Below are 13,051 nucleotides of genomic sequence, written 5' to 3'. Positions count from 1 at the left end.
GTTATTCACAACATGTTAACAACGAATGCCTGTTCGTTGGACAAAACGAATGGTTACGTTCATTAAGGAGTTGATTTGATCTATGCCTTCTTCATCCCCTTTGATCCCCGAACCTCCTGCCTCAACTTATCCCCATGAATATTGGATGGCCGAGGCAATTCGGGAAGCTCGAAAAGCAGAAGCCATCGGCGAAGTCCCCATCGGTGCGGTGATCGTCCGAGGCGACGAAATCGTTGGACGCGGCCACAACCTGCGGGAAAGCTCGCTCGATGGAACCGCCCATGCCGAGATGATTGCCATCCGCGAAGCCAGCGAGCGGCTTGGCGCCTGGCGGCTCCTTCACTGTCGTCTCTATGTCACTCTGGAGCCTTGCCCAATGTGCGCCGGGGCGATCGTGCAGTGCCGTGTCCCCCATGTGATCTACGGGGCGCCGGATCCAAAGGCGGGGTGTGCCGGCACCCTGATGAACCTGCTGCAGGAACCGCGGTTTAACCACCGCACCGATATTACCTCTGGCATACTTCAAGAGGAATGCGCCTCGCTGTTAACCGAGTTCTTCCGCCGGCTTCGCAAGAAATAACTTCTCATAAAACATTAAAACCTCCAGCCCCTTAAGAAACATGGGACTGGAGGTTTTTTTCGAGTGTAAGTATAAACTGTTGGATAAGTCCTAACGCCTAATAGCCAAACTGTCTCATTTCCTCTTGCAGCTGTTCCAAAGTCAACGTGTCTGTCGGGATGCCAATTTCAAAGGCTGGCTTCTCGTTGATTTGGGTAAAGTGGCTGGTCATTTGCACCGCTGCCTTAACGTTCGTCTGCGTATCCGGATCGTTCACGGCGACGTCCACCTGAACATTGTAGTACGCTGGGTAATTGTTCTCGTCGATTGCGGTATCCACGGTGAACTTGTTGATTTGCAGATGGTTCTTCATCTCGTCCAACGCCTTGCCCAGTTCATCCTGGCTGCCTTCTTGCAGATCCTTCTTCGCTTGCTCAATTTCCTCCGGCGTCAGCTGCAGCATCGAACGGTATTCTTCTTTCGCCAAGATATCCAGCATCTTCGGCAACGCCTGATTAACCAGAATCGTCACCGCTTCTTTTACCTTCTCATTCGTAATGGCAAACTGCACGACTTGCTTGGCCTTGAAGCCTTCCGGCAGCGAAGCCTCCTTAGGATCGATGTTGCTGAAGTAAGCCGCCGATTCATATTCGGCGAATAAGGCCCCCATCAATTCCGTACTCAGCTTCTGACTCTTCTCCGGGTTAAATAGATCCGGATTGAACTCCTCGCCCGCTTGCTCTGCTAACTCTTTCAAGTCCAGTTCCAGGAACTTCCCGGTCACTGACTCCGGCATCGGCAAGAACGGGATGCTTGGGATTTTGACATACAGCTTCTCGGTCGTCATCACCAATGGGATGGTAATGGTTGTCGTCATATCCCCTGTCAGTTTGACTTCCAGCGTTGCTTCGGTTTGCATCGGTTCCTTCTGGTAAATTTGCTTGATGTTGATCTCAGCGTTCTTGAGCATGGACAACACCGTGCCGACTTGCGCTGACTCCGCGTCTCCCTCTGCCTCTTCTACAGAGAAATCCAAAATCTTAATTTGATTCTCCACCACGTAGGAGTCCATCTCCAGCGCCTTTATGGCTGCGCTGCTTAAAGCCTCCTTCGGCTCCTTCTTGCTGCTGCAGCCGGACAACACCAGTACAGCGGACAATACCACCAGCATCATCGACGTGAACCATTTCCTAGACATTACAATCTCCTCTCTCCTGCCCTAACCTCATCATAAAGCAATACTTTTTCTTAAATCTCAAATGTCATAAACCATTCGCCAAAATGACGGAACACGTTTCTCCAAATTAATGGATTGCCTTTTTCTTGAAACGTCCGCCCTTGACGTCATGAATATTTCCGACGGCCAAAAATGCATTTTCATCGTAATGATTGACGATTTCCTTCAGTTTGGCTTCTTCCAAGCGGGTGATCACACAGAAGATCACTTTCTTCGGATCCCCGGAAAAGCCGCCTTCCCCAGTTAAGTACGTAACGCCACGACCCAAACGGCTTAGAATGGCGTCTCCGATCTCATCGATTTGATCGCTGATGATCCATACCGATTTTGACTCGTTTAAACCTTCCACCACGATATCAATCGATTTGTAGGCAATATAATAAGCTAACACCGAAAATAATGCGCGCTCCCAGCCAAACACGAAGCCTGCGCAAAGCAAAATAAAGAAGTTAAAAAACATAATGACTTCGCCAACCGAAAATGGGGTTCTGCGCGAAATCAGAATAGCAACGATTTCGGTACCGTCTAAGGAGCCACCAAAGCGGATGACTAAACCGGTACCTATACCCAGCAATATCCCGCCAAACACAAAGGCCAGCAAAGTATCCGTCACAAACGGTTCAACATGGTGCAACAGTGTTGTGCCGGCCGACATGACGGAAATACCCAACAGGGTGGATATCGCAAAAGTTTTGCCAATTTGCTTATAACCGACAATAAGAAAAGGGAGGTTGAAAAGGAAGAGGAATACCCCAAGCGGGAGACCCGACAAATAAGAGGACATTACGGAAATACCGGTTATACCGCCGTCCGTAATTTTGTTAGGCACCAAAAACAGTTCCAGTGCAACAGAGACGATCACCGCTCCAATGACAATAAACATCGATCTGAACAAGGTGCTTTTCAGCGTCCGCTGTTTATGTTGGCGTACTTGGGTTGCATTCGGTGGAATCAGATGGTTTGGATTAACTGCGTTCAAATGGCATCACGATCCTTTCAAGTTGGTTTGCATAATTCTTCCTCTCACCATTCTTTCTGAAGTATTCATGCTCCCGTGTAAAGACACACCCTATCTTTATTATGACATTTTCTTGGCTTGTTGTCTTGTTCTAATTCATAAGTCCCCTGGCAGTTTCAATACAAAAGCCCCAGCAGAGCTGGGGCCGAGGGACAGCGAATCGTTTCCAATGAAGAAGGCTTACCCTTCCGGATTGTAATGGCCATCTTGTTTACGCATTTTTACCTTTTTGGACCCGGATAACGGTTCTGGGCCTCTTTTCCCCTTGTCTCGCCGATGATCCTGGTCTTGCACGTTGTCGGAGCCTGAGGTTTGATAGGTCTGCGGTTTCGTCATAACAAATAAAGCCTCCCTTGGTTTAATCCACAAGGTTAATTTGCGAAGAAACGGCAGCCCTTATACACGAAAAAAAGAGCATCTCTGCTCTCTGAGTATACGATATGTATGGCGGAGAGGGTGGGATTCGAACCCACGTGGGCTTGCACCCTAACGGTTTTCAAGACCGCCCCGTTATGACCGCTTCGGTACCTCTCCAAGGAAAAATCCGATTCGCGTAACAAATCAGATTCTACCATATCGTCCGCAAGCGCGCAAGTTAATTACGCTTGGTAATCTTCTGCAAATTCCCCATATAAGGACGCAGAACTTCAGGAATAACAACACTGCCGTCCTCTTGTTGGTAATTCTCAAGAATGGCCGCTACGGTACGACCGACAGCCAGCCCTGAACCATTCAGCGTATGCACAAACTCCGGCTTCGCTTTCGGCTCCGGACGGAACCGGATGTTCGCCCGGCGAGCTTGGAAGTCCTCCACGTTAGAGCAAGAGGAGATTTCGCGGTAGACGCCGCTTTCCGGGAGCCATACCTCTAGGTCATACGTTTTAGCTGCCGTAAAGCCCATATCGCCCGTACACAAGGCAAGCACACGGTAAGGCAGGCCCAATAGCTGCAGCACGCGTTCCGCGTTCTCCGTCATTTTCTCCAGTTCGTCATAGGAGGTGTCTGGATGGACAATCTTGATCATTTCCACCTTATTGAACTGGTGCTGACGAATCAAACCCCGCGTATCGCGGCCCGCCGCGCCAGCCTCGGAACGGAAACAGGAGCTGTAAGCCACATAATAACGCGGCAAGTCTTCCGCATTCAAGATTTCGTCACGATGATAGTTGGTTACCGGCACCTCAGCCGTTGGGATCAGATAGTAGTCGTTGCTGCCGGTGAGCTTGAACAAGTCCTCTTCGAACTTCGGAAGCTGGCCTGTCCCGTACAAGCTGTCTTGATTCACGATGTACGGCGGAAGCATTTCCTCATACCCGTGCTCGTTGCTGTGCAGATCCATCATAAAGTTGATGAGTGCACGCTCAAGACGGGCCCCCAGCCCTTTGTAGAACGTAAACCGCGAGCCGGTTACCTTAGCTGCAGCCTCAAAGTCAAGGATGCCGAGGTCAGCGGCAATATCCCAATGCGCCTTCGGAGTAAAATCGAATTTCCGCGGTTCGCTCCAACGGCGCACCTCAACGTTATCTTCTTCAGAAGCCCCCACCGGTACACTCTCATGAGGAATGTTCGGAATCGAGAGCATCAGCTGATCAATTTGGGCCTCCAGCGTTCGTACCTCTTCGTCCAGCTCCTTGATGCGATCCCCGACTTCGCGCATCTCCACGATCAGCTCGTCGGCGTCCTCTTTGTTTTTCTTACGCTTGGCCACTTCTGCAGATACCGTGTTGCGACGGTTTTTGAGCGCTTCGCTCTCTTGAAGCAGCTCCCGGCGTTTCTCATCCAGCGGGGCAAAACCGGAGATCAGCTCCAACGATTTCCCCCGATTTTTCAGCGCTTCCTCAACGCGCGCATATTCATTTCGTAAGATTTTCACATCTAACATGAGTAGTCCCTCCTAGAATGATCCCGCACAGACCTGCCGACCTTCATCTGGGGAGACCCGCGGACGGAAAGGCTGCTTAACGGAAGTTCAAAACGCCGGTAAAACAGACAAAACCTCAACCCGCAAAGGAGTCAAGGCCTGCTTACGGCTGCTTGGCTTGCCTGATCATCTCCACAAAATACGTATGTAGCGAGAAGTCGTCGGTCAGTTCCGGGTGAAACGACGATACGAGCAAATGCCCTTGTCGTGCGGTCACGATCTCGTCCTTATAGGTCGACAACACCTCGACTCCGTCTCCAACCGCCGTGATCAGCGGAGCACGAATAAATACGGCCCGCAGCGGCGCCTCAAGTCCCTTCACGTCAAGGTCGGTCTCGAAGCTTTCACGCTGACGTCCAAACGCATTGCGCGATACTTTAATATCCATCAGACCGAGATGAGGTTCCTCGCCGCCCTCGATCTCCTTCGCCATGACGATCAATCCTGCACAAGTCCCAAAGATCGGTTTCCCTTGTCCAGAAAAATCCCGAATGGCTTCAATAAAGCCGTATTTCCGCATCAGCTTGCCGATCGTCGTGCTTTCGCCGCCAGGAATAATCAATCCATCCAAGTCAGCAAGCTGCTCGACTTGCTTCACGGTTACGCCTTCAACTCCGGTCTTCTCCAAGCTGCGGATATGCTCCGCAACTGCGCCTTGCAGCGCCAACACCCCTACTCTCATGATAAACCTTCTTTCTCTAGAGGTAGTTCAAATCGTCGTTACCATTCCTCTTTGAACATTCATTAAAACGGCAGTTTACTAAGATGTACCCCGACCATCCCTAGGGACAGCCGGGGTGAAAGACTTGCCTTTGATTCCAGCGGTTACTTCCGCTCTCAGGATTACCAGCCGCGATCCGACATCCGCTCTGCTGCGGCCAATTTGGAAATTTCAATGCCTTTCATCGGCGTACCCAAGTTCTTGGATACTTCAGCGATCAGTTTGTAATCCGTGTAATGCGTCGTCGCTTCAACGATCGCCCGGGCAAATTTCTCTGGATTATCCGATTTGAAAATACCGGATCCCACGAACACCCCGTCTGCACCCAAGTGCATCATCAAGGCCGCATCCGCCGGAGTAGCTACCCCGCCTGCAGCGAAGTTAACGACTGGCAGCTTGCCTTTCTCATGAACTTCGAGCAGCAGATCGTAAGAAACGCCGAGGTTTTTCGCTTCCGCATACAGTTCGTCCTTCGACATGTTTTGTACTTTGCGAATTTGGCTGTTGATCAGACGCATATGGCGTACCGCTTCAACGATGTTGCCCGTTCCTGGTTCGCCTTTCGTCCGGATCATCGATGCGCCTTCGCTGATCCGGCGCAGCGCTTCACCCAAGTCCTTAGCGCCGCACACGAACGGCACCGTGAAATCCCGTTTATCGATATGGAACACTTCATCCGCCGGGGTCAGTACTTCACTCTCGTCCAAATAGTCTACCCCAAGCGATTCCAGAACTTTCGCTTCCACGTAATGACCAATACGTGCTTTGGCCATAACCGGGATGGAGACAACCTTCATGACTTCCTCAATAATCGTTGGATCCGCCATGCGGGCAACGCCGCCAGCCGCCCGGATATCGGAAGGCACACGCTCCAGCGCCATAACGGCGGTAGCCCCGGCCGCTTCGGCAATTTTGGCTTGTTCCGCATTCATGACGTCCATAATGACGCCACCTTTTTGCATCTCAGCCATACCTCTTTTAACACGCGATGTTCCTGTTTCCATGTCCAATCCTCCCGATAATAATCTAACTAAATATTTTACAAGATACGCCTTAAATACACAACCCGTTTACTCGGATTTGAATGGACCGTTAGAAAAGATTTTTGATCCCGTTAAACAGATCGCTGAAGAAATCACCAATCGCCCGCATCACCAGGGTGAACCAGCCGGCTTTCTCCGCATCCTCGGCCGTGATCAGATTGACCGTCTTCTCAAGCGTTTGGTCCATGCCCGGCGCTTTAAACGTATAAGTCACCGTCCCAACCTTGGTTCCTTGCTTCAAAGGAGCTGTCAGGTTGCTTTCGTCGGCCAGCGTTACTTTGGCTTCAACCGCACTCGTATCTGCGCCTTTCGGCACAACGAAGCTAACCGCTTGATCGGTTACCACCGGAACTTCCGTATTTTTGGCTTTCTTCACCGTAACGGTTTCGGTTCCAGTAACTGTCGTCTTCGGCGGCACGATTTGTTTCGTTTCAAAGTTATTGAACCCGTAGTCCAGGACTTTCCGCGTTTCCACAAAGCGGGCTTTGTCCGAAGCGGTACCCATGACCACGCTAATTAGCCGCATTCCGTTACGCACCGCTGTACCTGTGAAGCAGTTACCGGCATTGGAGGTGTGTCCCGTCTTCAGACCGTCCAAACCCTCGTAAGCAAATTGTTTAAAGTTCGTGACGTTCTTATTGGCTTCCAGCATCCAGTTCAAGTTCACCATCGGCGCGGTATCGCGGTCGCGGAACTTCTTGCTTTGAATCGTTGTAAAGCGGGTAAAGTCCGGATGGTCCGTTACGATATATTTGGCCAAAATAGCAGCATCCAGCGCGGACATTACGGTTTCTTTCCCATCGGTCGGACGGAATTCCGCCGGCATATCTGCGATATCCAAACCGGTCGAGTTCGCAAAGTGGGCGGTCTTCATTCCCATCCGCTTGGCTTCATCGTTCATCATTTTCACAAAAGCCTGCTCGGAACCGGCCACATATTCTGCCAGAGCAACCGTCGCATCATTGGCGGAGGCAATCGCCATCGCCGTATATAGTTCTTCTACAGTATGTTGATCCCCTTCGGCCAGAAAAATCCGTGAACCGATCGTTTGGGCAGCATTTCTCCCTACGGTCACTACGTCATCCCAGCTGAACTTTCCTTGTTTCACAAGTTCCGCCACGATATATTCGGTCATCATCTTGGTCATGCTGGCCGGAGGCAGCGGTTGTTCCCCATTAACATTCAATAAGATTTGTCCAGAGACAGGCTCGAGCAAGATCGCAGCGCTGACTTCCAAACCTAAAGACTCCACGGAAGGAATTGAGGTAGCCGTTTGCACTGTCGTCGTTTCGGTTGTCGTTGTTTCGGCAGTAGTAGATTCTGTCTGTTCCCCTTCGGCCAGCGCCATCGCCGGCGCGAGAGAGAATACTAGCGCATTCAGCAGCAGCACAGAAGCAACGCCTTTGCGCAGGAAACGCCGTTTAGTTGTCGATTTGCGTTGTGGTTGTTTGAGTTTCAATGCCCTTAAAGCTCCCCTCATATTCTTTCATTTTGCTTTATCTATTCTATCACAGGGGTACCTGTAAAAAAAGACAAGCAGGGCGGAAAACGCCCTGCCAGTGTTGGAATATTATGGTCAGCTCATTTCTATCGAAATTTACGAGTTTATTGAATCGAGTAGTTAGGCGCTTCTTTGGTGATTTGTACGTCATGCGGATGGCTTTCGCGCAGGCCGGCACCCGTGATGCGCACAAACTGCGTATCGTTCCGCAGCTCTTCGAGCGTCTTCGTGCCGCAATACCCCATCCCGGAACGCAGACCGCCAATGAGTTGGTGGATCGTATCCGAGAGCGGTCCCTTATACGCTACGCGTCCTTCAATCCCTTCCGGAACGAGCTTCTTGTCATCGTCTTGGAAGTAGCGGTCCTTACTGCCTTGCTTCATGGCGCCCAGCGAGCCCATGCCTCTGTATACCTTATACCGACGCCCTTGATAGATTTCCGAGTCGCCAGGGCTTTCCTCGGTCCCGGCAAACAAGCTGCCCAGCATGACCGCATGCGCACCGGCCGCGATCGCTTTGGTAATTTCGCCGGAGTATTTGATGCCGCCGTCCGCGATAATCGGAATTCCGTATTCACGGGCAACTGTCGCGCAATCGTATACTGCCGTGATTTGCGGCACGCCGATCCCAGCGACGACGCGGGTGGTACAGATCGAACCCGGTCCGATCCCCACCTTCACAACGGAAGCTCCGGCTTCGATCAAAGCTCTCGTTCCCTCGCCTGTCGCTACGTTCCCTGCGATGATCGTCAAGTCCGGATACCGTCTGCGAAGCTCGGCCACAGCATCAATAATGTTAATGTGATGGCCATGCGCCGAATCGACTGTAATGACGTCAACGCCGGCTTTTACCAACGCCTCAGTCCGTTCAAAGGTATCCTTGGAGATGCCAACCGCTGCGCCAACAAGCAAGCGCCCTTGGGCATCCTTAGCCGCATTCGGGAATTGGATCGCTTTTTCAATATCTTTGATTGTGATAAGGCCTTTCAGAATATTCTGCTCGTCAACGAGCGGAAGCTTCTCGATTTTATGCTTTTGCAAAATAATTTCTGCTTCGTGCAACGATGTTCCCACCGGAGCGGTAATCAGGTTGTCTCTCGTCATGACGTCGCTGATTTTGATATTATAATCATGAACAAAGCGCAGGTCACGGTTGGTCAAAATCCCCACCAGTTTCTGCTCTTCATTCACAATCGGCACGCCGGAAATGCGGAACTTGGCCATAACCTGCTCTGCATCGGATACGAGATGATCTGGAGTCAGCGAGAAAGGATTGGTGATAACGCCGCTCTCGGAGCGCTTCACCCGATCGACCTCTTCAGCTTGTTGTTCGACCGGCATATTTTTATGGATGATCCCAATGCCGCCTTCCCGTGCGATGGCGATTGCCAGCGCCGCTTCGGTGACCGTGTCCATGCCTGCACTGATCAACGGAATATTCAGCTTCACCTTGTCGCTAAGCCGAGTGGACACGTCCACCTCTTTAGGCAATACCTCCGATTTACGGGGAATCAGAAGCACATCGTCAAACGTTAAGCCTTCCTTGTCAAATTTACTTTCCCACACCGTGATGAATCCTCCTTCGAATTTTGATGATTTGCTGGGCTTTATTCCTGAAATTCGGGTATAAAAAAAACGACTACCGTGTAATCCCTATGAAGACACAACCCTTATATATCAAGACCGTATAGCCGCTTACGAAAATATATTGTTCCCATCTTAGCAAAGCCCCTCTGGGCTGTCAAGGACAAGCGCAAGCAAAGTAACAGGCGGCCTCCCAGCGAATACGAGTGTCTATTTGTCGCGTACATTGACCTAAAATTTGCAGGTATTCTGATGCTAATCCTGCCCCATTCCCCTTCGTTTGATTCTGCAAAAAGAAATAGGACGGAGAAGCCTTGGGCGCCTTCTTCCGTCCTTGTATTTTCCTTGTATACACTTCGCTCAGCTAACGCTTATTGGGCGTAATCACCTGGTCGATGATCCCATACTCGCGCGCTTCGTCTGCGCTCATGAAATAATCTCGGTCCATGTCTTTTTCAATCCGCTCTAGGGGTTGACCGGTGCATTCCGCGGCAATGGTGTTCAGCACGGCTCGGGTTCGCAATATCCGGTTAGCACTGATCGCAATGTCGCTGGCCTGCCCTTGGGCACCTCCATGCGGTTGGTGAATCATGATCTCGCTGTTGGGAAGAGCAAATCGTTTGCCCTTTGCCCCGGCCATTAACAGGATCGCGGCAAAAGACGCCGCCATTCCAGAGCAGATCGTCTGCACGTCGGGTTTCACATACTGCATCGTATCGTAGATCGCAAAGCCAGCTGACGTCGAGCCGCCCGGACTGTTGATATAAAAGTAAATATCCTTCTCCGGATCCTCCGCCGCCAAAAATAGCATTTGCGCCATAATGCTATTCGCAACCTGATCATCAATCGCGGAACCGAGAAACACGATCCGATCCTTCAGCAAACGTGAATAAATGTCATACGACCGCTCTCCCCGGCCGGTTTGCTCAATGACGTAAGGAATGACTGAACTCATGGCTTACCCTCCTTCAAATCAGGCGGCAAGACCGTAGGACATCAACATCAGATGGTTCTGCACCGGATCGGCAACAAGAGTGTCTACCTTGCTTCGTAAAGAGCTGCGACGGTACGACTGGAGAGTTACCACCGGAACCACATCCTGAGGCCGGGCGTCGTTATACAGCATCGCCAGCGCAGCCGCGTCTTCTCGGCGAATCGCATCCATGTAGGCAAGAACGAGTACATCGTCGGTGAAAGCCTCGGGTAAGGTGTCCTCCTTCATGGATTGAACCTCACCCTCCGGTGGCGCTGCAACTCCTCGTCTGGAACCCTTCACTGTATTCCGCAGTCTGACCCGAGCTCTGTGCAAGGCGGCTTTCACCGCCCCTTCCGTCGACCCAATCAACTGCGCTGCTTCGCCAGCTGTATATTTTAAAGTATCAATCAGCAGCAGCGCGGTGCGTTGTAGAGGCGAAAGCTCGTCAACCAGCGTCTCCATTGCGGCCCACACTGCAGCAGGATCGGTCGGTTCCGGCGCTTGCAGATGTTCGTCCAGGGGGAGCGATTCAACCGGAAGCTTCCGTTTGCGATTACGGTCGATCCAAGCATGCTGGGCGGCACGGTAAAGATAGGCTCGTGTGAGTTGAACGTCATCACCTTTCCCTTGCGTCGCCGACCATATCTTAAGCCATGTATCCTGCGCCAAATCGTCGCCTTCCCAAACGGATCCGGTGATAGATCGGCAGTAATTGCGCAGTGCGGTACCGTACAATTGGACCCATGTTTGAAAGTTGCCCCTTTCTGAACGGGACCGTGCAGACACGGATCTCTGCAGATCACGCTCCTTAGCTGCTATAGGCACCGGAACACACCTCCATCTGTAGTGTAAGATCTCGCGATCTCCAATGATCCATCTTGTGTCATGCCCTCACACCAGTCTTCGACCAACCAGGAGTAAGCTGAAGACTTACTCACCGGTATAAACGTGTTTTTCGGAAGGAACGATACGCGGGATCATCAAATTTTTTATATCATAACACCTTTCATTCACACTACACACTAGCAGCTTTAGCCGCATTTGCAGCTCCCCACAGTGATCCCGGATTGGCTCGATTGGGGTAAAGTTTAAGTATGGCATAGTATAACTCATGAGCAGTATCTCAAGAGCGGTATCTCAAGAGCGGTATCTCAGCTGCAGTATTGTACCGTCTGCCCCTCCACGCGATTCCTGCAAAAATGCAGTTTTTGTGAGGAGAAATTGCCATTTTGCCCAAAATCCCTGCAAAAGTGCAGGCTTTTGGGGCCGATTTGCTCCATTGCCCCAAATCACGAAAAAATAACTGCACTTTTGCAGGCTTCGGCTCAAAAATCGGGATTTCTCCGAAAAAAACTGTACTTTTGCAGGTTTCCAGCTCGGGCAAGCACAAGTCAAACACAAAAAGAGCACCACCGGATCATCGGTAGTGCTCTTTCTTCTTTGCTTGGCAGCGTCCTACTCTCCCAGGACCCTTCGGTCCAAGTACCATCGGCGCTGGAGGGCTTAACGGTCGTGTTCGGGATGGGAACGAGTGGAACCCCTCCGCCATTGCCACCAAACATGATTTTTGCGCTGCTTTTACTTCCGCGCTTTCCGCTTCAGCAAAAGATCAAACCTTATAAAAGGCGTGCAGCTAAAAATCGGTTCAAGGTTGAATCCTTGAAAACTGGATACGAAACTAGATTTGCATTTTATTTTTTGGATAAGCCCTCGACCGATTAGTACCTGTCAGCTCCATGCCTTACGGCACTTCCACCTCAGGCCTATCAACCTTGTCGTCTTCAAGGGGTCTTACATACTGGGAAATCTCATCTTGAGGGGGGCTTCACGCTTAGATGCTTTCAGCGCTTATCCCGTCCGCACTTAGCTACCCAGCTGTGCTCCTGGCGGAACAACTGGTGCACCAGCGGTGCGTCCATCCCGGTCCTCTCGTACTAAGGACAGCTCCTCTCAAATTTCCTACGCCCACGACAGATAGGGACCGAACTGTCTCACGACGTTCTGAACCCAGCTCGCGTACCGCTTTAATGGGCGAACAGCCCAACCCTTGGGACCTACTTCAGCCCCAGGATGCGATGAGCCGACATCGAGGTGCCAAACCTCCCCGTCGATGTGGACTCTTGGGGGAGATAAGCCTGTTATCCCCAGGGTAGCTTTTATCCGTTGAGCGATGGCCCTTCCATGCGGTACCACCGGATCACTAAGCCCGACTTTCGTCCCTGCTCGACTTGTCAGTCTCGCAGTCAAGCTCCCTTCTGCCTTTGCACTCTTCGAATGATTTCCAACCATTCTGAGGGAACCTTGGGGCGCCTCCGTTACTCTTTAGGAGGCGACCGCCCCAGTCAAACTGCCCACCTGACACTGTCCCCGTACCGGATTACGGTACCAGGTTAGAACCTAGATACGATCAGGGTGGTATCCCAACGGCGCCTCCACCGAAGCTGGCGCTCCGGCTTCCTAGGCTCCCACCTATCCTGTACAAATCGTATCCA

General features: G+C 51.4%; 11 protein-coding genes, 1 tRNA gene and 2 rRNA genes (1 of these 14 cut by a window edge). 1 reads left to right on the top strand and 13 read right to left on the bottom strand.

All coding sequences use genetic code 11. From position 1 onward, the window contains the following. The first annotated feature begins 82 nt into the window (after nt 1-82). Nucleotides 83-580 (top strand): tRNA adenosine(34) deaminase TadA, encoded by a 498-nt coding sequence (gene tadA / locus ACL02P_RS18525; protein WP_009226794.1) that lies wholly within the window; start codon nt 83-85, stop codon nt 578-580. Between the two features lie 97 nt (nt 581-677). Here the strand turns inward: tadA and ACL02P_RS18520 are convergent, their stop codons facing one another. From ACL02P_RS18520 to ACL02P_RS18460, 13 genes are all read right to left on the bottom strand, one after another. Further along, nucleotides 678-1,757, bottom strand: a complete 1,080-nt coding sequence (locus ACL02P_RS18520; RefSeq protein ID WP_412837836.1) for a hypothetical protein — start codon at nt 1,755-1,757, stop codon at nt 678-680. Nucleotides 1,758-1,863: 106 nt separating this feature from the next. Next, nucleotides 1,864-2,679 (bottom strand): YitT family protein, encoded by an 816-nt coding sequence (locus tag ACL02P_RS18515; protein WP_412838262.1) that lies wholly within the window; start codon nt 2,677-2,679, stop codon nt 1,864-1,866. Nucleotides 2,680-2,994: 315 nt separating this feature from the next. After that, nucleotides 2,995-3,150, bottom strand: a complete 156-nt coding sequence (locus ACL02P_RS18510; RefSeq protein ID WP_009226791.1) for a hypothetical protein — start codon at nt 3,148-3,150, stop codon at nt 2,995-2,997. A 109-nt stretch (nt 3,151-3,259) separates the two neighbouring features. Further along, nucleotides 3,260-3,348 (bottom strand) — tRNA-Ser (locus ACL02P_RS18505). A 61-nt stretch (nt 3,349-3,409) separates the two neighbouring features. Next, the gene (gene serS, locus ACL02P_RS18500; protein WP_009226790.1) at nt 3,410-4,696 is read right to left on the bottom strand and encodes a serine--tRNA ligase; all 1,287 of its coding nucleotides are present in this window, start codon (nt 4,694-4,696) and stop codon (nt 3,410-3,412) included. A gap of 142 nt (nt 4,697-4,838) precedes the next feature. Continuing rightward, entirely contained in the window at nt 4,839-5,417 is a 579-nt protein-coding gene (gene pdxT / locus ACL02P_RS18495; protein WP_009226789.1) for a pyridoxal 5'-phosphate synthase glutaminase subunit PdxT, read from the bottom strand. Nucleotides 5,418-5,578: 161 nt separating this feature from the next. Continuing rightward, nucleotides 5,579-6,460, bottom strand: coding sequence for a pyridoxal 5'-phosphate synthase lyase subunit PdxS (pdxS, locus tag ACL02P_RS18490; RefSeq protein ID WP_009226788.1), 882 nt, complete (start codon nt 6,458-6,460; stop codon nt 5,579-5,581). An 88-nt stretch (nt 6,461-6,548) separates the two neighbouring features. Continuing rightward, nucleotides 6,549-7,979 carry a D-alanyl-D-alanine carboxypeptidase family protein gene (locus ACL02P_RS18485; protein WP_036646508.1) on the bottom strand — a complete coding sequence of 477 codons (1,431 nt, stop codon included), beginning with the start codon at nt 7,977-7,979 and terminating at the stop codon, nt 6,549-6,551. 125 nt (nt 7,980-8,104) lie between these two features. Further along, the gene (guaB, locus tag ACL02P_RS18480; protein ID WP_260071162.1) at nt 8,105-9,565 is read right to left on the bottom strand and encodes an IMP dehydrogenase; all 1,461 of its coding nucleotides are present in this window, start codon (nt 9,563-9,565) and stop codon (nt 8,105-8,107) included. 382 nt (nt 9,566-9,947) lie between these two features. Continuing rightward, nucleotides 9,948-10,538: an ATP-dependent Clp endopeptidase proteolytic subunit ClpP gene (gene clpP / locus ACL02P_RS18475; RefSeq protein ID WP_009227142.1), complete on the bottom strand. Its 591-nt coding sequence runs from the start codon at nt 10,536-10,538 to the stop codon at nt 9,948-9,950. Nucleotides 10,539-10,556: 18 nt separating this feature from the next. After that, nucleotides 10,557-11,384 (bottom strand): RNA polymerase sigma factor, encoded by an 828-nt coding sequence (locus ACL02P_RS18470; protein WP_412837835.1) that lies wholly within the window; start codon nt 11,382-11,384, stop codon nt 10,557-10,559. 617 nt (nt 11,385-12,001) lie between these two features. Then, nucleotides 12,002-12,118, bottom strand: a 5S ribosomal RNA gene (gene rrf, locus ACL02P_RS18465). Nucleotides 12,119-12,257: 139 nt separating this feature from the next. Further along, nucleotides 12,258-13,051, bottom strand: a 23S ribosomal RNA gene (locus tag ACL02P_RS18460) (it continues 2,266 nt past the right edge of the window).

This window comes from Paenibacillus sp. MB22_1, assembly GCF_047200555.1.
In the GTDB taxonomy this organism is placed as follows: domain Bacteria; phylum Bacillota; class Bacilli; order Paenibacillales; family Paenibacillaceae; genus Fontibacillus; species Fontibacillus phoenicis.
The sequence above is the reverse complement of the archived record's forward strand: the minus strand, read 5'-3'. Positions and strand labels throughout refer to the sequence as shown.